The 19,724-nt window shown below is 73.3% G+C and carries 11 protein-coding genes; 9 read left to right on the forward strand and 2 right to left on the reverse strand.

What is annotated here, in order from left to right:
- Positions 1–119: 119 nt before the first annotated feature.
- Positions 120–506, reverse strand: a complete 387-nt coding sequence (locus tag ACIBQX_RS41960; protein WP_397014770.1) for a TraR/DksA family transcriptional regulator — start codon at positions 504–506, stop codon at positions 120–122.
- A 135-nt stretch (positions 507–641) separates the two neighbouring features.
- Positions 642–998 (reverse strand): hypothetical protein, encoded by a 357-nt coding sequence (locus ACIBQX_RS41965; protein ID WP_397014772.1) that lies wholly within the window; start codon positions 996–998, stop codon positions 642–644.
- 148 nt (positions 999–1,146) lie between these two features.
- On the opposite strand from ACIBQX_RS41965, the gene ACIBQX_RS41970 reads away from it, so the two are divergent.
- The 9 genes from ACIBQX_RS41970 (at position 1,147) to ACIBQX_RS42010 (ending at position 19,714) form a co-directional block, all read left to right on the forward strand.
- Positions 1,147–1,488: a hypothetical protein gene (locus tag ACIBQX_RS41970; protein WP_397014774.1), complete on the forward strand. Its 342-nt coding sequence runs from the start codon at positions 1,147–1,149 to the stop codon at positions 1,486–1,488.
- 40 nt (positions 1,489–1,528) lie between these two features.
- Positions 1,529–3,772, forward strand: coding sequence for a protein translocase subunit SecD (secD, locus tag ACIBQX_RS41975; protein WP_397014776.1), 2,244 nt, complete (start codon positions 1,529–1,531; stop codon positions 3,770–3,772).
- A gap of 284 nt (positions 3,773–4,056) precedes the next feature.
- Complete coding sequence (locus tag ACIBQX_RS41980; RefSeq protein WP_397014778.1) at positions 4,057–5,295, forward strand: PP2C family protein-serine/threonine phosphatase; 1,239 nt, start codon at positions 4,057–4,059, stop codon at positions 5,293–5,295.
- 103 nt (positions 5,296–5,398) lie between these two features.
- Complete coding sequence (locus ACIBQX_RS41985; RefSeq protein ID WP_397014780.1) at positions 5,399–6,259, forward strand: FRG domain-containing protein; 861 nt, start codon at positions 5,399–5,401, stop codon at positions 6,257–6,259.
- Between the two features lie 1,312 nt (positions 6,260–7,571).
- Positions 7,572–8,954: a thioesterase domain-containing protein gene (locus ACIBQX_RS41990; RefSeq protein WP_397014782.1), complete on the forward strand. Its 1,383-nt coding sequence runs from the start codon at positions 7,572–7,574 to the stop codon at positions 8,952–8,954.
- Positions 8,955–8,967: 13 nt separating this feature from the next.
- Complete coding sequence (locus ACIBQX_RS41995; RefSeq protein WP_397015140.1) at positions 8,968–12,525, forward strand: amino acid adenylation domain-containing protein; 3,558 nt, start codon at positions 8,968–8,970, stop codon at positions 12,523–12,525.
- Positions 12,464–14,038: an AMP-binding protein gene (locus ACIBQX_RS42000; RefSeq protein WP_397014784.1), complete on the forward strand. Its 1,575-nt coding sequence runs from the start codon at positions 12,464–12,466 to the stop codon at positions 14,036–14,038. The genes ACIBQX_RS41995 and ACIBQX_RS42000 overlap by 62 nt, the downstream gene beginning before the upstream one ends.
- Positions 14,035–19,521 (forward strand): SDR family NAD(P)-dependent oxidoreductase, encoded by a 5,487-nt coding sequence (locus ACIBQX_RS42005; protein ID WP_397014786.1) that lies wholly within the window; start codon positions 14,035–14,037, stop codon positions 19,519–19,521. Before ACIBQX_RS42000 ends, ACIBQX_RS42005 begins: the two co-directional genes overlap by 4 nt.
- 1 nt (position 19,522) lies before the next feature.
- On the forward strand, positions 19,523–19,714 hold the full coding sequence (locus ACIBQX_RS42010; protein WP_397014788.1) for an MbtH family protein: 192 nt from the start codon (positions 19,523–19,525) through the stop codon (positions 19,712–19,714).
- Positions 19,715–19,724 lie beyond the last annotated feature (10 nt).

Here is a 19,724-nt window from a genome sequence, read left to right on the forward strand (position 1 = left end):
CCGAATTCGTCGATGGTCGGTCGATGGTCAGTGGGTGGCGAGGGCCGTCATCAAGGACCGGGGCATGCGCAGGACGACCGTGGCCCGGCGGGTGAGGCCGGGCGCGCGGTCGTCACCGATCAAGCCGCGGTCCCCGTTCGCTCCGCACTACCGGTTCGTCCGGTATCCCCTGCTCGTCCCGCACTACCTGTTCGTCCGGTACTTCCTGCTCGCTCCGCGCCGCGGCAGCCGGCGCAGAGCTGCTCCTGCGGAGCGCGCAGCAGGACCTCGTACGGGATGAAGGCGCTGCACCGGCGGCAGGTGCCGTAAAGGCCGCGGTCCATCCGCTCCAGCGCCGCCTCGATCGCGGCGACCTGCTCCCTGGCCGGCTCCGCCGCGCTCGGCAGCGCGATCCCGGCCAGCACGTCACGGGCCGCGGTGAGCCGCTCCTCCAGCAGCTCCCGCAGCTCCTCCAGGCGTGCCAGGTGGTGGTCGTAGTCCTGCATGAATGTCTGCAATGAAGCCATGAGTCATCGCTCCCAGCCTGAGGAATCCGGCGCTGCCCGCGAGGCGGATACGCCGATGAGCCCCGGTGCCGTTGGGCGCGTCGCGGCGCCCGCGTGAGCCTCCTGGAGGGCGGCAAGGGGGAAGGACGGGGACCTTCAGGCGGTCGGCGGACTGCGCGAGCCCGCAGCCCGGTGCCCAGGCTGCTGAGGGCCGCGGATGCTCGCCGAACCGGCCTCGAACCAGGCCAGGGCGGGCCGCACGGAGGCGGGCGGGGAGTCGTGGCGGGGCAGCCCGAGGCGCGGCAGGTGCTCAGGGCCCCTGAACGGCTGCAACGGCAAGGTGGACAGCGCGGAGACCTCGGAGCCCGGCGTCATCACGCCGGCGGCGCTGGAGCGCTCGACGCCGCCGCCCGCCCAGGTGGGCGCGGAAGCGGCCATGACCAGGGCAAGCAGCAGCAGGACCGCCACCGCTCGGGAAGCGGCGGAGTCACGGGAAGTGCCCCAGGTCGCCATGAGGCCGACCATAGCCCACTTTCCCGCGAAGGGCACTTGCCTCGGCCGCCACTCACGGCGATGTTTCCGGCGGGCACGCCGGGCGCAGGCTACGGTGAGAGGGCCCGTGACCGAACGGGCGGATCGACCGTGGCAGAGGGGAGGCGTTGTGCGGACCAGACTGCCCGCCGCGCTGCTCCTGCTGCTGTCCTGGATGCTGCCCGCCTCCGGGCACGCCCACGCCGCCGCCCGGGTCGTCGCGGTGCAGGAGGCGACCTGGCACGCCGAGCAGCATCCCGGCGCCCGGCAGACACCCTTCCAGCCGGCCTCGGCGCATTCGCGGACCGGCTCGCCCGACATGATCGGCGGCGGGCCCGTCGTGCTCGCGTCGGGCGGCCCGCACGCGCGGACCGCCTGGGCCACCGTCGTGCGGCGGCCCGCCACCGGCGCCCCCGTGACGGGTCACCGGAACGCCACGCCCGCGCGGGCGCCACCCTCCACAGCGCGCTGAAGACACCTTTTTCTTTCTTTTGAGCCCTGTGGAGGTCTCCATGTCACGTGCGCCCTTGTGGCGCGCGCTGGCGGCGTTCGCCGTCATCGCGACCTCGTTGTTCCTCGCATTCACCACTGAGCCGCGCCTGGGCCTGGACCTGCGCGGCGGTACCCAGCTCGTCTTCGAGACGAAGGACTCGCCGACGATCAAGGCGGACTCGGCCGCCACCGACCGTGCCCTCGACGTGCTCCGCCGCCGGGCGGACGCGCTCGGGGTCGTCGACCCCACGCTGGTCCGCTCCGGCGAGAAGCGGATCATCGTCGAACTCCCCGGCGTGCTCGACCCCCAGCAGGCGGCCGAGGTCATCGGCCGCACCGCCCAGCTCGCCTTCCACTCCGTGGAGGGCCTGGCCGAGAAGGGTGACAAGACGGCGCTGCCCGACGAAAGCGGGCAGCTGCTCAAGCTCAGCCCGCCCGTCATCAGCGGCGACGGCATCACCGACGCGGCGGCCGAGAGCGACCCGCAGCGCGGGCCCGGCTGGTGGGTCAGCGTCCAGTTCCGCGACGCGGGCGCCTGGCAGAAGATGACCGGCGAGGCCGCCTGCGCGCCCGTCGGCGACACGGAGCGGCGGGTCGCGATCGTACTCGACAAGGAGATCATCTCCTCGCCGCAGGTCGACCCGTCCGTGCAGTGCCGCGTCGGCATCCCCGGCGGCGGCACCGACATCACCGGCTCGTTCACCCACGAGGAGGCGAACGAGCTGGCCGTGCTGATCAAGGGCGGCGCCCTGCCGGTGCCGATGGACCTGGTCGAGCAGCGCACGGTCGGCCCGACGCTCGGCGCGGACGCGATCGAGGCCAGCGCCAAGGCCGCCATCGTGGGCCTGATCGCGACCACGCTGTTCATCATCGCCGTCTACCGCCTCGTCGGACTGCTCGCCGCCGTCGCGCTGGTCTGCTACGGCCTGATCGCCTACGCCGTGCTGGTGGCGATGGGCGCGACGTTCACGCTGCCGGGGCTGGCCGGGTTCGTGCTGGCGATCGGCATGGCCGTCGACGCCAACGTGCTGGTCTTCGAGCGGGCCAGGGAGGAATACCACCAGGCGCCCGAGCGCGGCCTGAAGGCGGCGCTGGACCGGGGGTTCAAGAACGCCTGGAGCGCCATCGCCGACTCCAACATCACCACCCTGATCGCCGCCGGCCTGCTGTTCTGGCTGGCCTCCGGCCCGGTCAAGGGCTTCGGCGTGACGCTCGGCATCGGTGTGCTGGCCTCGCTGGTGTCGGCGATGCTGATCACCCGGGTGCTCACCCAGACCGTCATCGGCCGGATCGGGCCGCGCGTGTCGGGCCTCGGCTCCATCGGCTCGGTCAGGACCTGGCTGACGCGCAGGAACCCGCAGCTCATGTCCACCAGGAAGCTGTGGCTGGCCGTGGCGGGCGGCCTCGCGGTCGTGGCGCTCGCCGGGCTGTTCGCCCGCGGGCTGAACTTCGGCGTCGAGTTCACCGGCGGCAGGCTCGTGGAGTTCGGCACGTCCCAGCCGGTGACGGCGGACGCGGCCAGGCAGGCGGTGGCGCAGGCCGGCTTCCCCAACGCCGTGGTGCAGGCGTCCGGCGACGGCGTCTCCGTGCGGGCCGGCGAGCTCACCATCCCCGAGGTGGCCAAGATCCAGGAAGCGCTGGAGGGCCAGGCGGGCGAGGTGACCAAGCGGCGCGACGAGTTCATCGGCCCGAGCCTCGGTGAGGAGCTGCGGCGCAACGCCCTCATCGCGCTGGCCGTGGCGGTGGCGGCGCAGCTCGCCTACCTGGCCTTCCGGTTCAGGTGGTCGTTCGGCGCGGCGGCGGTGATCGCGCTGCTGGTGGACGTCTCCATCGTGATCGGGCTGTTCGCCTGGCTGGGCAAGCCGATCGACGGCGTCTTCCTCGCCGCGATGCTGACCGTCGTCGGCTACTCGGTCAACGACAAGGTGGTGGTGTTCGACCGGGTACGCGAGCTGTGGGCGGCCCGGCGGAAGGCGCCGCTGTCCGAGGCGGTGAACGGGGCGATCCTGCAGACCATGCCGCGCACGGTCAACACCGGACTGGGCGCGCTGTTCATCCTGATGGCCCTGGCCGTTTTCGGCGGCGATTCCCTGCGCGACTTCGCCATCGCTCTGGTCGCGGGCATCGTGGTCGGCACCTTGTCGTCGTCGTTCGTGGCGGGGCCGATGGCGATCGTGCTCGGCAGATTCGACAAGCAGTCGCCACCCGAGCCGGCCAAGCCGCGAACCAAACGGCCACGCGAGGGCTCCGGCGCCGTCGTGTGACCGGCTCCTGAGGGGCGTGACCGGCCGGGTCACGCCCCTGCGGGCTGATCGTCCAGGTCACGCCCGCGTGCCTCGCGGCCCGGCTCAAGGTCACCATCCGTGGGGTGGGCGCCAGGTCAGGACCCCTATAGGGTATTTTTTTAGCTTTTATGCTTTATGTACGGCAAAGCGCCCCTGTTTTCCTGGGCCGTTTATCGTCCTTTGGTATGGCCTTTTACAATTGAGGCGCTTGAGGTGTCGATAATTGGCAGCAAGAATCAGGCGATATAGGGGCACACAATGCCATGAACGACCATCACGGCGTACCTCGGATGCTGGTCAGCCTGCTGGACCTCGGCGGGGAGGCGACCCTGGAGCAACTGCCGTCCCTGGTGGGCCAGTACCTCCCGGACGCCGGCATCCGGGAGTGCCTGATCTACCTCGCCGACCTGCAGCAGACCAGGTTGCGCCTGCTCCCCGACGCGGACGCCCAGGTGCCCGAGGGAGACGACAAACCGCCCGACGAGCTGCGCATCGACGCCACGTACGGCGGCCGCGCCTTCCAGGAGAACCGGATCCTGCGCAAAAGCGGGGAGGACGGCCAGGACTGCTGGTGGGTGCCGCTGCTGAACGGCGCCGAACGCCTCGGCGTGCTGCGCGTCACGGCCGACGGCCTCGGCGAGCTGGACCAGCAGGTCATCCGCGCGCTGGCCGAGATGGTGGCGCTCTTCGTGGCGAGCAAACGCGCCTACAGTGACGCCTACCCGCGCCTGGTGCGTTCGCGGCCGATGAACGTGGCGGCGGAGATGCTCTGGCATCTGATGCCGCCGCTGACGTTCTCCAACGCCGAGGTGACGGTCGCCGGCGTGCTGGAGCCCGCCTACGAGATCGGCGGCGACGCCTTCGACTACGCGCTGGCGGACGACGTCGTCCATCTGGCGATCTTCGACGCCATGGGCCACGACCTCGCCGCCGGGCTGGCCGCCAACCTCGCCCTGGCCACCTCCCGCAACCTGCGCCGCCACGGCGCGGACCTGGCCAGCAACGGCGAGGGCATCGAGGGCCTGCTGCTGCGGGAGTTCGGGGAGAGCGCCCGTTTCGTCACCGCCATCATGGCCGACTTCGACCTGCGCACCGGCATGCTCACCTGGGTCAACCGCGGTCACCCCCCGCCCATCCTCATCCGGGGCGGCCGGTGGACCACCGTGCTCGACTGCCCGCCCGCGCCGCCGCTCGGCCTGGGCCTCGACCAGCCCGTCACCGTCTGCCGCGAACAGCTCGAACCGGGCGACCGCCTGCTGCTGTACACCGACGGCATCGTCGAGGCCGGCAGTCACCAGGGCGAGGAGTTCGGGGTGGTCCGCTTCGTCGAGTTCATCCTGCGCCACTGCGCCGCCCGGCTGCCCGTCCCCGAGACGCTGCGCCGGCTCATCAAGGACGTCCTCGACCACCATGACGGCCGGCTGCATGACGACGCGACCGTCCTGCTCACCGAATGGCACGGGCACACGGGCACCTGCCAGGTGAGAGGCAACCTCTCCTAGCCGGCTCCCGGCCGTACCCCGGCCCGGCTGCCGGCCGGCTCCTGACCGCCCGTGCCGGCCGGTCGCAGGTGTGGGGACCCGGGCCCGGGGCAGCGGAGGCCGGATGAGGATGGAAGAGGTGTCCTCCTGGCGGGAGCTCGACGACGCCATCTGCGCGGCCAGCGGGTCCCGCAGGCAGGGGCATGCGCACTCGACCCTGGTCTTCCGCGGCCTGGCGAGGAGCACCTACTCGCACGTGTCCAGCTTGGCGCGGCTGGAGGGTGACTACGCGGCGCTGGAACCGCACCTGGTGCGTAACTTCCGCAAGTACGCCCACCGCGCGGTACCGGGCCCGACCGTGTGGGACTGGCTGGCGCTCGGCCAGCATCACGGGCTGCCCACCCGGCTGCTGGACTGGACCTTCTCACCGCTGGTGGCCCTGCACTTCGCCACCGCCTCCTGGCCCGATGAGGACGGCATCCTGCTCGCGGTCGACTGTGACCGTACCCATCAGTTGCTGCCCGAGGCGCTGCGCGCGCCGCTGGAGCGCGAAGGGGCGTTGGTGCTCACCACCGAGATGCTGGGAGAGGCGGCCCGCGACCTGGCGAGCTTCGACCGGCTCACCGCCGACCGGCCGTTCCTCGCCTTCTTCGAGCCGCCGTCGCTGGACGAGCGGGTGGTCAACCAGTCATCGGTGCTGTCGGCGACGTCCAGGCCGACGTTCCAGGTGGAGGAGTGGCTCGGCGAGCATCCCCGCCTGTGGCGGGGATGGACGATCCCCCCGCGGGTCAAGGCGGAGATCAGGGAACGGCTCGACCAGGCGGGCGTCACCGAGCGGATGCTCCTCCCCGGGCTGGACGGGCTGGCGGCCTGGCTGCGCCGCTACTACACCCCCGGCACCACCGACCAGAGCGAGGCCGACGGCGGCGGGTCGATGAGCGGCGAGGACCGCCGCCGTCAGCAGGAGGGCCGGATGAGCGCCTGAGCGCCGGATCCCCTGACAGTCGCCCGGTGCGGGCCGGCTTGTATCCGCTTTCCGGACGGCCGGGCTGTGCGGTCGTTGTCCGTCAGGCCTGAGGTTGATGCTTTTCGATCGCTCGCGCGGACACTTTCGCCCGTCGTAACGGCCCAGCCGAAACTTCGGGAAAGGGCGTCAGGAGCGTGTGCCGGTTCGGTCATGGCCTTGGCGGTCGGCCGGGTCGCCGGGCAGCGGCGGACGCTCGCCGAGATCGTGGGGCGGGCCGATCGAGAAACTCGAACGGGGTGTCGCCGCATTCGGGTGCGCGGCTGATGTGGTGGCCATTTCGCGAGGGCCGCGGAAAGGTAAGGCGTATCACTGCGGAGTCCGTACGAAGTGAAAATGGATGCGAAAAGTTTTAAGCATTGAATCGCCGCGAATAAGGTCAGGTTAACTCCGGGAGTCCGGGGCGTGACCGAGTTGTGTCAGGGTGCTGCCCTTCGGCGGGGGTTTCGGTGCGGCGCGAGCTGGGATTATGGTGCGCGGGGGCTGGATGTGCGATCGGCCTGGCCGATATATGCGGGCCATATAGGTTCTTGACAAAGACGATTTTTCGCGGTTGGGAGCCCGGTCGATGGCAGGGCGGCCGCTTTGGCCGTGCCGAATGATCGTTGTCCAGGTGACTTAGGTCGCGGTGGGGTGATCTTGGTTGTTCGGGAATGGGCGCTCGCGCGTGCGGCGGGAGTTCTTTCTCTGCGGGCTCGCGCTGCGGTGGGGCGAGAATGGCGGCGATCTGTCGGCCCGGCCCGTGTTGCCGGCGCCTGCCCACGGCGGCCCATGTGCCGTGAAAATGGCTAAAGCATATGAAAAGAGCATAAAATGGGATAAATCGGGCGAGGGCGAGATTATGGGGGGCCGAATCGGAGTTTCGGTCAGATTGGGTGTGTGGCGCCTATCATCGTCGGCCTGACAGATCAAGTGTCCGTCAAGGTTTGAACTGTGTTTCGCGGGCTGCGGTTCCCGCTCGAAATCGCGCCGTTGACTCCAGGCTCCAAACATAGATATAAGAGTCTCTGTCGAGCTTCGGCGTAAGATCGTACGAAATGTAGTGACTGTTCGTAGTAAATCAATTTCGATGTTGTTTTGAGGCATTTGTCGAGGAGCGCCGTAACATGGCGATTGACGACCTCTGTATTCAGCGACGAATCGAGCTGCCGGTGTCCGGGCCGGACGCGCGGCCGGCAGTGACCTCCTACTGGGGAGGTGCGGGGCGATCACAGGCCAGCTGACCGCGGCGCCGCACGGTTCCCACCCCTCGGACCCACGCTCCGCCCGCACGATGTTCTGCCTGCCGTACGCCGGAGGAGGCGCCAGCGCCTTCACCGGGCTCCTCCGCGAACTCACCGACCTCACCGATCTCCCCGACCTCACGGTCACCCCCCTCCAGCTTCCCGGCCGGGAGAACCGCATCGCCGAGCCTCCGGCCTTCACCGTCCAGGAGATCGCCGACGAGATAGCGCCCGCCACGGACGCGCCGTACCTGCTGTACGGCCACAGCATGGGCGCGCGGCTGGCCTTCGAGGTCGCCCGCGAGCTGCGCCGTCGCGGCCTGCCCGGGCCTCGCAGGTTGTATGTCGGCGGCGCGCACCCGCCGCATCGCAAGGTGCCGCTGGCCGCCTCCGCCGACCTGCCCGACGACGCCTTCATCGACCAGCTCGTCCGCCGATCGGGCGCGCTCCCCGAGCTCAAGCACGTCCCCGAGCTGCGCGAGCTGCTGCTGCCGGTGCTCCGGGCCGACTTCGCCTGGATCAAGAACTACCGGTACGCGCCCGAGCCGCCGCTCGACTGCCCCATCGTCGCCTTCACCGGCCTCGACGACGGGGAAGTGGGCGCCGAGGACATGCTCGGCTGGGCCCGGCACACCACGGCCGGGTTCCGCCTGCGCACGCTGCGGGGCGGCCACCTCTTCGTCAAGGACCGCCCCGCCGAACTGGCCGCCCTCGTCGCCGCCGACCTGACGGGCCGGCACACCCCGCCCGAGCCCGACGAGGTGCACCTCTGGCTCGACCAGCACCCCGACCCCGCGAGCCCCGGCCGGCTCCTGCGTCACTACGACGGCCAGGCGACGATCACCGTCAGCCACGCCGACGGCCTGACCCTGCTGGCCGCGGCCTGCGACCCCGGCATCGGCGTCGCCGTGATGCGCGCGGGCCACTCCACCACGCCGCCCGCCGCAGCCTCGTCACCGTCGGAGCCGGGCTCGGGAGCGTCGCCCGCAGCGTCGCCCGCGGTGTCGCCCGTGGTGCCGTCCGTGGCGTCCTCCCCTGCGTCCGGGCCGGGGAGGTCGTACGGCGGGCCCGTGACCCCGGCGAGAGAGGGGGCCGGTCGAGGTGGGGCGGAGTTGAGCGCGGGGGAGCGGGAGCAGATCGAGGGCGCGGCCGAGCAGGACAGGCGGTGGCTGGCCCTGCGGGCCGTCGCCGCGAAGCGGGCGTTGATGGCGGCCGACGGCCAGGGGGCCGATCCCGCGCTGGCCGACTTTCCCGACCTCGCCGACCCTGGCCCCTGGCGTGCCCAGGGCGGCCCGGGGCTGGACCGGCTCGCCCGGTGGCGGGTCGTACACCTACCTCTGCACACCTCACGGGGGGAAGCGTTGGCAGCAGTGGCGGTGCCGTACGACAGGGTGCGGCTGAGATTCGACATGCCCGCCGAACAGGCCGGGTGACGACGTGACCGGGATGAGCATCGGGCCGCTGCTGCATGACCTCGTCCTGGCCCAGGCCGGGCGTACGCCGGACGCGCCGGCCGTGCGGCAGTGGGATCGGACGCTGACCTACCGGGAGCTGACCTCGGCCGCCTCGGCGCTGGCCCACCGCCTGCGCGCGTGCGGCGCGGGGCCGGAGGTGCGGATCGGCGTCTGCGGCCGCCGTACCCCCGAGCTGCTGATCTCCGTGCTGGGCGTGCTCATGTCCGGCGGCGCGTACGTACCGCTGGACCCGTCGCACCCGCGACGGCGGCTCAGCGGGATCATCGAGGACGCGCGGATCACCACGGTCGTGGCCGACGACACCGGCGTGGAGCTGCTGTCCGGGCTGCCCGTCGACCTGGTCACCCTGGCGGAGGACGGGCCACCTCCCGCCGATCGCTCGCCGTCCGTGATCCCGGCGCAGGCGGCGGCCTACGTGCTCTACACCTCCGGCTCGACGGGGCGGCCCAAGGGGGTCGTGGTGAGTCACGCCTCGGCGGTGTCCTTCGTCACGATGGCGGGGGAGGTGTTCGGGCTCGACGCCGGATGCCGGTCGATCGGGTTCGCCGCGCTGGGGTTCGACGTGTCGGTGCTGGACGTGTTCGCGCCGCTCGCCCGTGGCGGGTCGGTCATGTTCATCCCCGACGGCGATCGGGTGGATCCCGTACGGCTTCAGCGCTTCCTGGAGCGGCACCAGGTGACGTGGGGGACCATCCCGCCCGCGCTGCTGCCGTTGCTCGACCCCGACCGGCTGCCGTGGCTGCGCGACCTGCTGACGGCGGGGGAACCGGCGGGGCCCGAGCAGGTCGCGCGCTGGTCGAAGCCCGGGTCCCGGCGCTTCCACAACTGGTACGGGCCCACCGAGACGACCGTGTGCGTCGTCGGCACCGAGCTCGACGGGTCCTGGGACAGGCCCTTGCCCATCGGTCACGCGCTGCCCGGCTGCACCGCGTACATCCTCGACGACCTGCTCCGGCCCTGCCCGCCCGGCACGCCCGGTGAGCTGTGCATCGGCGGGCCGCAGCTGGCCCGGGGCTACCTGCACCGGCCGGAGCTGACCGCCGAGCGGTTCGCGCCCGACCCGTACGGCGAGCCCGGCGCGCGGCTGTACCGCACCGGGGACCAGGTCGTGCTGGACGGTGACGGGCGCATCGGGTTCATCGGGCGGCTGGACCGGCAGGTGAAGGTCCAGGGGCAGCGCGTGGAGATCGGCGAGATCGAGGCGGTGCTGCGCGCCCACCCGGACATCCGCCAGGCGGTGGTCGACGTGGACACCGGCGCGACGGGCCTGAAGGAGGTCACCGCCTACCTGGCCCCCGGGGACGCGCCCGGTGTCGAGGAGGTGCGCGCCCACTGCCTGGAGAGCATGCCCGCGTACATGGTGCCCACCAGGGTGGTGCGACTGGCGGCGCTCCCGCTGACGGTGGCGGGCAAGACCGACCTGGCGGCCCTGCGCGCCCACCGTCTCACCGAAACGGAGCCGAGCACCCCAGCGGCTCTGCGACCGGAGACGGAGCAGGACGCAGGGCCTGGGGCAGGGACCAGCGCTGGGCTGGAGGGCGAGGTCGCGCGGGTGTGGGCCGTCGCGTTCGGGAGCGGGGTGCCCGGGCCCGGTGACGACTTCTTCGCCTGTGGCGGCCACTCGCTGCTCGCCATGCGGCTCACCGCCCTGCTGCGGGCCGGGCTCGGCAAGGACCTCGCGGTCGAGGACGTGCTGACCGGCCGGACCGTGGCCGGCATCGCCCGCCGCGCGGAGCGCGCCGCGCCCGTGCGGGACGAGCCGCCGGGCGAGGCCCCGGCCGCGCTGTCGGCGATCCAGCGGCGGATGTGGTTCGTGGAGCGGCTGGCCCCCGGCACCCCCGCGCACAACATCGCGATGGCGCAGCGCCTGTCGGGCCCGCTCGACGTGGCGGCGCTGCGGGACGCGCTGGCGGAGGTGGCGCGGCGGCACGAGGTGCTCCGGTGGCGGGTGCCGCAGTCCGGCGGGGTGCCGGTCGTCGCGGTCGCTCAGCCGGGACCGGTGCCGCTGCCCGTGACGGACGTGCCCGAGCATGAGGTGGCCGAGCACCTGCAGGCCGAGGCCCGGCTGCCCTTCGACCTGGAGACGGGGCCGCTGTGGCGGGCCCGGCTGCTCCGCGTCGCCGACGACGAGCACGTCCTGGCCGTCACCGCGCACCATCTGGTGTTCGACGGCTGGTCGCAGAAGGTGCTGTACGACGACATCGGCCGCGCCTACCGCCGCGAGACCCTCACCCCGCTGAAGGCGTCGTACGGCGGCTATGTGGCCTGGCTCGCCGAGCGCGAGAGCGAGGCGGACCTCGCGTGGTGGAGCGCGCGGCTGGACGGCGCGCCCACCGTGCTCGACCTGCCCCGTGACCATCCGCGCCCGCCCGTGCAGACCTTCGAGGGGGCGTCCGTCTCCGCCGAGGCGGACGCCGGGGTCAGCGACGGCGTCAGGGAGCTGGCCGCGCGGCTGGGCGGCACGCCGTACGCGGTGCTGCTGGCCGCGTACGCGCAGGTGCTGCGGCGGCTCACCGGGCAGCACGACCTGATCGTCGGCACCCCGGTCGCCGACCGCCGTGACCCGGTGCTGGACCCGCTGGCCGGGTGCCTGGTGCACGTGCTGCCGGTGCGCATGCGGGTCGAGGACGGCACGGCGTTCGACGCGCACGTGACGCGCTGCCAGGAGGCGCTGTCCGGCGCGCTGGCGCATCTCGACGTGCGGTTGGAGCGGCTGGTCGACCGGCTCGGGCCGGGCCGGGACCTGTCGCGCAACCCGTTGATCCAGGTCCTGTTCAACATGTACGACTTCGCCCTGCCCCGGCTGGACCTGCCGGGCGTCACCGCCGGCCCGCTGCCGCCGGGGCTGCCGGGGGCGCTGTTCGACCTCACCCTGTACGTGGGGGAACGGGACGGGCGTTACGTGCTGCAGGCCGTCTACAACCCCCGGCTGTTCCGGGCCGAGCGGGTCGAGGCGCTGCTGGACGGCTATCTCCGGCTGCTGGCCGACCTGGTCGCGGCCCCGGAGCAGCCGGTACGGCAGGCCTCCCTCCGCCCGCTCGCGACCTCGGCGGCGGGCTCGGGGAAGCTGCCCGACGGGACTGGCGCGCCGGCCGCCTGGGACGGCCCCGGCCTGGTCGAGCGCGTGCTCAAGCAGGTGGCCGACGGCCCCGGCGCGGTGGCGGTCAGCGGCGCGGGCGGCGAGCCGACCCACAGCGGGCCGACCCGCGGCGAGCCGACCCACGGTGAGTTGACCTACGCCGAGCTGGCCGAGCTCGCGGCGTCGACCGCCGCCGCCGTCGCCGCGACCGTGCGGCCGGGCGAGGCGGTGGCGATCCTGGCGGCCCGTACTCGCGAGCTGCCCGCGCTGATGTTCGGCGTCCTGGCGGCGGGCGCCCGCTGGGCGATGCTCGACCCCGCCCTCCCACCGGCCCGCCTGGCGGCCCAGGCCCGTTCGGTACGAGCCCGCGCGCTGATCGCCTGCCCCGGTGTCCCCGTGCCCCCCCGAACTGGCCTGGCTGCCCCGCGCCGGCGAAGCCGATCCGCGTGACGGTGCCGTCGGCCACGATCATGACGGTGCCGTCGGGCACGACGGGGCGGGCGCGGGAACGGGAGGCCGGGAGGGCGGGCAGGCGGCGCCGGATGTGCCGATGGAGGGGCGCGGGTATCTGTCGTTCACCTCCGGCACCACCGGCGAGCCCAAGCCGGTGCGCGCCGCCGAGCGCCCGCTGGCCCGCTTCCTGTCCTGGTACACCGCCGAGTTCGGCCTGACCGCGCAGGACAGGTTCGCCCTGCTGGCCGGTCTGGCCCACGACCCGCTGCTGCGCGACGTCTTCACCCCGCTGGTGCTGGGCGCGCGGTTGTGCGTGCCGGGCCAGGACCGCGTCCGCGACCCCGCCCGCCTGGCCTCCTGGCTGCGCGAGAACCGCGTCACCGTCGTCCACCTCACGCCGCAGCTCGCCACGCTGATCTCCGCCGCCGGGGTCGAGCTGCCGGACCTGCGGCTGGTGCTGTTCGGCGGCGACCGCCTCACCTACGCGGACGTGACCCGCTTCAGGGCGGTCGCACCGGCGGCCCGCCTGGTCAACACCTACGGCACCACCGAGACACCCCAGGCCCAGTCCGTGCACGAGATCACCGGCGAGCCGGCGGGCACCGGCGATCCGGTGCCGGTCGGCCGGGGCGTGGACGGGGCGGAGCTGCTCGTCCTGAACGCGGGCGGCGCCCCGGCGGCCGTCGGCGAGCTGGGGGAGGTGGTGGTCAGGAGCCGCCGCCTCGCGGAGGCGTACCTGGACGACGACCTCACCCGGCAGCGTTTCACCCGCGAGCCGGACGGCGAGACGGCCCGCTACCGCACCGGAGACCTCGGCCGGTACGACTGCGAGGGCCGCGTCGTGCCGGCCGGGCGGGCCGACGGACAGGTGAAGATCCGCGGCTACCGGGTCGAGCTCGGCGAGATCGAGGCCGTCCTGGCGGCCCATCCGGGCGTCCTGGCCGCCGCCGCCAAGGTGGCCGAGCAGCCCGGGGGAGCGGTGCTGCACGCCTACGCGGTGCCGCGGAGCGCCGCCGTCCAGCCGGGTGAGCTGCGGCGGCACCTCGCGGCCGGCCTCCCCGACCACGCCGTCCCCGCCGAAGTCGTCCTCCTGCCCACCCTCCCTCTCACCCCGAACGGAAAGGTGGACAGGGCCCGCCTGCCCGCTCCCGCTCACCGTCCCGCCGCAGGGCGGGGCCAGGAACCGGCCACGGGGACGGAACGCCTGGTCGCCGGCGTCTGGCGGGAGGTGCTCGGCCTGCCGAGGATCTCCGCCGACGCGAACTTCTTCGAGATCGGCGGGCATTCGCTCGCCACCGCTCAGGTTCAGGCCCGGCTGGCCGCCTCGCTCGGGCGCGAGGTGCCGATCGTGGACCTGTTCCGCTTCCCGACCGTACGGACACTCGCCGCACACCTCGACGGCGAGCGGCGGCCGGCCGGTTCGGAGCGCGCCGCGCGGCGGGTCGCGGCGCGCCGGGCACGACCCTCAACTCAGCGGCCTCACCAGGCCAGACGGGAGAGCACCGAATGACGTACCACGAAGAGGAGCCTGGGGTCGAGCCGATCGCGGTCGTGGGGCTGGCCTGCCGGCTGCCCGGAGCGGAGGACGCGCCCACGTTCTGGCGCAACCTGGTGGACGGCGTCGAATCCGTCAAGTTCTACACCAGGCAGGAGCAGGAGGCCATCGGCGTCCCCGACTACCTGCTCGACGACCCGACGTTCGTCCCGGCGGCGGCCATCGCGGCCGACTACGGGGCGCTCGACGCGGCCTTCTTCGGTATGTCGCCCCGTGAGGCGGAGCTGCGTGACCCGCAGCAGCGGATGTTCCTGGAGCTCGCCAACACGGCGCTGGAGGACGCCGGATACGATCCCGGGCGCTACCGGGGGGAGATCGGGGTATACGGCGCGATCGGCTCGGATGAGTACCAATGGATGTACATCCGCCCGAACAAGAAGGTGTTCGCCTCCGTCGGCAACCTCGCCATCTACACCGGCAACCACCCCGACTACCTGGCCACGCTGGTGTCGTACAAGCTCGACCTGCGCGGCCCCAGCGTGACCATGCACACCGCCTGCTCCTCCTCGCTCGTCGCCCTGCACGTCGCCTGCGAGGCGCTGCGGACGGGCGAGTGCGACATGGCGCTGACCGGCGGCGCCTCCCTGGAGATGCCCGCCGAATGGGGCTACCAGTACCACCAGGACGGCATCTACGCCCCGGACGGGCACTGCCGCGCCTTCGACGCCTCGGCCACCGGCACGATCTGGGGCGGAGGCGGCGGCATGGTCCTGCTCAAGCGGCTGTCCGACGCCGTCGCCGACGGCGACCACATCCGCGCCGTGGTGATCGGCAACGCCATCAACAACGACGGCGCCTCCAAGGTGGGCTTCTCCGCGCCGAGCGCCGAAGGGCAGGCGGCCGCGGTCTCCCAGGCGCTGGGCGTCGCGCAGATCGACCCGCGCACCGTCACCTACGTCGAAGCCCACGGCACCGGCACCTCGCTGGGCGACCCGATCGAGGTCGCCGCCCTGTCCAGCGTGCTGGGCGCCGGCACCGACGAGGCCGGCTGGTGTGGCATCGGCTCGGTCAAGACCAACATCGGCCACCTGGGCCCCGCGGCCGGCATCGCCGGGTTCATCAAGACCGTGCTCTCCCTGGAGAACGGCCTGATCCCGCCGTCGCTCAACTACGAGCGGCCGAACCCGCGCATCGACTTCGGCCGCAACCCCTTCCACGTCGCCGACACGCTGACCAAGTGGGACACCGACGGCTTCCCGCGCCGCGCCGGCGTCAGCTCCTTCGGCATCGGCGGCACCAACGCGCACGTGGTCGTCGAGCAGGCGCCGCCCGCCCCGCTGCCGACCGCGCCGCCGCGCCCCGCCCACCTGCTGCACCTGTCCGCCCGCACGCCCGCCGCGCTGGACGCCGCCGTGGCCAGGCTGGCCGCTCACCTCACCGACCGGGAGATCGACCTCACCGACGTGGCCTACACCCTGCGCGTGGGGCGGCGGCAGTTCGCGCACCGCGCCGCCGTGGTGGCCGCCGACGCCGCCGACGCGGTCGCGGCGCTGTCGGACTCCCGGCGCCTGGTCAAGGGCAAGGCGGGCACGCCCCGGGTGGCGTGGCTGTTCCCCGGCCAGGGCGCGCAGTACGCGGGCATGGGCGCCGAGCTCTACCGCACCGAACGGGTCTTCGCCGAGGCGGTGGACGAGTGCGCCGAGGCGCTGACCGACGACCTCGGGCTCGACCTGCGCACCCTGCTCTTCCCCGCCGAGCACGAGCGCGCGGCCGCCAACGAGCGGCTGCGCCAGACCGCGCTCACCCAGCCCGCGCTGTTCACCGTGGAATGGGCGCTGGCCTGCCTGTGGCGCTCATGGGGAGTGGAGCCGGCCGCGATGATCGGCCACAGCATCGGCGAGTACGTGGCCGCCACCGTCGCGGGCGTCTTCCCGCTGCGCGACGCGCTGCGCCTGGTCGCCACCCGCGGCCGGCTCATGCAGAGCATGCCGTCCGGCGCGATGCTCGCCGTCCGCCAGGACCACGACGAGGTGCGCGACACCCTCCCGGAGGGCCTGTCGATCGCCACCGTCAACGGCCCCGGCACCTGCGTCGTGTCCGGCCCCGCCGAGCTCATCGCCCAGTACGCCGCGCACCTGGACGCGACCGACGTCCAGCACACCGCGCTGCGCACCTCGCACGCCTTCCACTCCGCGATGATGGACCCGATCCTCGGCGATTTCCACGAGGCCGTCGCCCAGGCGGCCCGGCACGCGCCCGCCCTGCCGTTCCTCTCGAACGTCACCGGCGGCTGGATCACCGCCGAGGACGCCACCGACCCGGCCTACTGGACGCGCCACCTGCGCGAAGCCGTCAGGTTCGGCGACTGCGTCAGCACGCTCGCCGCCGACGGCGAGTGGCGGCTGGTGGAGTGCGGGCCAGGCCGCCAGCTCGCCGGCCTGGCCAGGGCCCAGCTGGGGCGGACCTCCCCGGCGCCGCTGGCCAGCCTGCCCGGCCCCGCCGACGCCAGGCCCGACCTGGAGATCATCTACGCGACGGCCGGCGCCCTGTGGACGACGGGCGTCCCGATCGACGCCGAGGCGCTGGCCGAGCCCGCCCGCCGCGTCCCGCTGCCCGCCTACCCCTACGAGCGCGCCCACCACTGGGTGGACACGCCGGTCGACCCCGAGCTCGTCTTCCCCCGGCCGCCGAGCACGGGCGCGCAGCCGCTGGAGGAGTGGTTCTCCCTGCCGGCCTGGCGTCAGGCCCCTGTCGCTCCCGCCTCGCCGGCCGTGCTCGCGGGCGTCCGCTGCCTGGTGTTCGCCGGACCGGCGGCGCGGCCGCTGCTGGAAGGGCTGCGCGCCGCCGGCGCCGACGTCGTCCCGGTGGTCGCGGGCAGTGCGTACGGCACCGCACCCGACGGCACCATCACCGTCCGCCCGGCCGAGCGGGACGACTACGAGGCGCTCATCGCCCGGACGGGCGTGCCCCAGCGGATCATCCACGCCTGGGCGCTGGACGGCGACCCCGCGCGCGACGCCCCGCAGACGCGAGCCGCCCAGGACGTGGGCTTCTTCAGCCTCCTCGCCCTGGTCCAGGCCCTGGCCTCGGCCGAGCGTGACGCCGAGGTGCGGCTCGACGTGCTGACCGCGAGCACCCAGGGCGTCGTCGGCCAGGACGTCCGCAGACCCGAGCACGCCACCGTCGCGGGGATCACCGGCGTGGTCCCGCTGGAGGCCCGCTGGCTCGCCGTCCGCCACCTCGACCTGGAGGAGGGACCGTACGACCCCGCCGCCGTGCTGGCGGAGCTGGCCGCGGAGCACGCCGACCCCGAGGAGGGCGTGCCGCCCTCTCCCGTCGCGCTGCGCGCCGGCCGCCGCTGGGTGCGCGGCTTCGAGCCGGTGCCGCTCCCACCGCAGGACGACCCGCTGCGCCGGCACGGCGTGTACGTCATCACCGGCGGTCTCGGCGGTCTCGGCCTCACCCTGGCCGAGGACCTGGCCCGGCGCGCCGAGGCCAGGCTGGTGCTGCTCGGCCGGTCCGGGCTGCCGCCCCGCGAGGAGTGGGACTCCCTGCACGAGCTCCACGAGACGCCCGAGCGGACCCGCCGGGCCGTCGCCGCGATCCGCCGGATGGAGGCGGCCGGCGCCGAGGTGGTCGTCGTGGCCGCCGACGTGACCGACCCCGCCTCCCTGCGCCGGGCCAGGACCGAGGCGCTGGACCGGTTCGGCCGCGTCGACGGCCTCGTGCACGCCGCGGGCGTCCCTGGCGGTGGCATGGCCGAGGTCAAGGAGCGCGAGACGGCCGAGAACGTCATGGCACCCAAGATCACCGGCACGCTGGCGCTGCGCGAGGTGTTCGGCGAGCTGCCGCTCGACTTCGTCATGCTGTGCTCCTCGGTGACGGCCGTCGCGGGCGGCTTCGGCCAGGTCGACTACTGCGCCGCCAACAACTTCCTCGACGCCTACGCCCACACCTGGCCCGGCCACGTCGTGTCGGTGAACTGGGGGGCCTGGCTGGAGGTCGGCATGGCGGCCGAGGTCGCCGCCCCCGTGGCCTTCCGCGCGCTGCAGCGCGGCGACCGGGTCACCCGCCTGGACCACCCGGTGCTCAGCCACCGCCACGAGAGCGGCGGCCGTCGCCCCTGGTACGCCGCCACCCTCTCGGCCGAGAGCCACTGGGTGCTGAACGAGCACCGCGTCGCCGGGGTGCCCGTCATGCCCGGCACCGGCTACCTGGAGACCGCCCGCGCCGCCTTCGAGGCCGCCGTGCCCAGCCCCGCCCCAGGGCACGTGATCGAGCTGCGCGACGTCGCCTTCGTCGCGCCGCTCCCGGTCGCCGACGGGTCCACCGCCGAGCTGCGGGTGCTGCTCACCCCGAGCGGCGACGGCATGGACTTCGACGTGGTCAGCGTGACAGGAGGCGAGCCCACCCAGCACGCCAGAGGCTCGGCGGTGTGGGTGGCCGCCGAGGAGCACCCCGGCGACCTCGCCGACGTCCGGGCCCGCTGCTCGTACGGCTCGGCGGACGCCGCCCCGTTCACCTCGGCGTCCGGCCTGGTGACCTTCGGGTCGCACTGGAACAGCCTGCGCGCCGTGCACCTCGGCCAGAACGAGCAGATCGCCCGCCTGGAAGCCGGCCCCGACGTCGCCGCCGAGCTGGACCACCTGCCCCTCCACCCGGCCCTGCTGGACGAGGCGACCGCGTACATCGCCGTCTCCGGCGAGCACAGCTACCTCCCGCTCGGCTACGGCCGCATCACCGTGCACGCCCCGCTCCCGGCCCGGCTGTGGAGCCACGCCAGGCACCGCGACACCGGCGGCGGCGAGGTCCTCGCCGCCGATCTCACCCTGTACGACGACGCGGGCGAGCCGGTGGTGACCATCACCGACTTCGTCCTGAGGCGCATCGACAAGGAGGCCGTCACCAGGACCGTCGGCGAGGGGGCCCGGCACGGCGCCGAGGACGCGGCGGTCAACGAGGAGTCCGCCACCGCCGGGGTCGCCCTCGACCTCGACGGCGCCAAGCGCGGCATCCCCCCGGCGGACGGCGCGGAGGCCTTCCGCCGCCTGCTCGCCGTCCCCCTGGGCCCGCAGGTGGTCGTCAACGCCACCGCGCTCCCGGAGTTCGTGGCGGGCGTCCGCGAGCTGACCCAGGACACCGTGGCCGACGAACTGGACGCCGCCTCCGCCGCCGGCGGCCAGGACGCGCTGCCGTCCGACCACGTCGCACCGCGCAACGACCTGGAGACCACCCTCGCCGGGCTGTGGGGCGAGGTGCTCGGCGCCCGGCAGGTCAGCGTCGAGCAGGACTTCTTCGAGCTGGGCGGCAACTCGCTCGTCGCGGTCCAGCTCATCGCCCTCATCAGGAAGAAGGTCGGCGTCCGGCTGCCGATGCGCAGCCTCTTCCAGGTGCCGACGGTCGCCGGCATGGCGGCGCTCGTGGAAGAGCTGCGCGGGCAGAACGCACCCCAGCAGGCAACGACGATCACCCGGCTCCCCCGCACGGAAAGGCGCTGACATGCGAGACGGCCAGTACAAGGTCGTGGTCAACGACGAGGAGCAGTACTCCATCTGGTTCGCCGAACGGCCCCTGCCCCAGGGCTGGCGGGAGACCGGTTTCGAAGGGGCCAAGCAGAGCTGCCTCGACCACATCGAGCAGGTCTGGACAGATATGCGCCCGCGCAGCCTGCGCGAGGCCATGGGGCAGTAGGGGGAGCGGC

The organism is Nonomuraea sp. NPDC049714 (assembly GCF_044465295.1).
Lineage (GTDB): Bacteria > Actinomycetota > Actinomycetes > Streptosporangiales > Streptosporangiaceae > Nonomuraea.

What these genes read in the sequence shown, in the direction of transcription:
- ACIBQX_RS41980 (WP_397014778.1), top strand. Translation starts at nt 4,057, where the DNA reads ATGAACGACCATCACGGCGTACCTCGGATGCTGGTCAGCCTGCTGGAC.
- ACIBQX_RS42010 (WP_397014788.1), top strand. Translation starts at nt 19,523, where the DNA reads ATGCGAGACGGCCAGTACAAGGTCGTGGTCAACGACGAGGAGCAGTAC.
- ACIBQX_RS41965 (WP_397014772.1), bottom strand. Translation starts at nt 998, where the DNA reads ATGGCGACCTGGGGCACTTCCCGTGACTCCGCCGCTTCCCGAGCGGTG.
- secD (WP_397014776.1), top strand. Translation starts at nt 1,529, where the DNA reads ATGTCACGTGCGCCCTTGTGGCGCGCGCTGGCGGCGTTCGCCGTCATC.
- ACIBQX_RS42005 (WP_397014786.1), top strand. Translation starts at nt 14,035, where the DNA reads ATGACGTACCACGAAGAGGAGCCTGGGGTCGAGCCGATCGCGGTCGTG.
- ACIBQX_RS41990 (WP_397014782.1), top strand. Translation starts at nt 7,572, where the DNA reads ATGTTCTGCCTGCCGTACGCCGGAGGAGGCGCCAGCGCCTTCACCGGG.
- ACIBQX_RS41960 (WP_397014770.1), bottom strand. Translation starts at nt 506, where the DNA reads ATGGCTTCATTGCAGACATTCATGCAGGACTACGACCACCACCTGGCA.
- ACIBQX_RS41995 (WP_397015140.1), top strand. Translation starts at nt 8,968, where the DNA reads ATGAGCATCGGGCCGCTGCTGCATGACCTCGTCCTGGCCCAGGCCGGG.
- ACIBQX_RS41985 (WP_397014780.1), top strand. Translation starts at nt 5,399, where the DNA reads ATGAGGATGGAAGAGGTGTCCTCCTGGCGGGAGCTCGACGACGCCATC.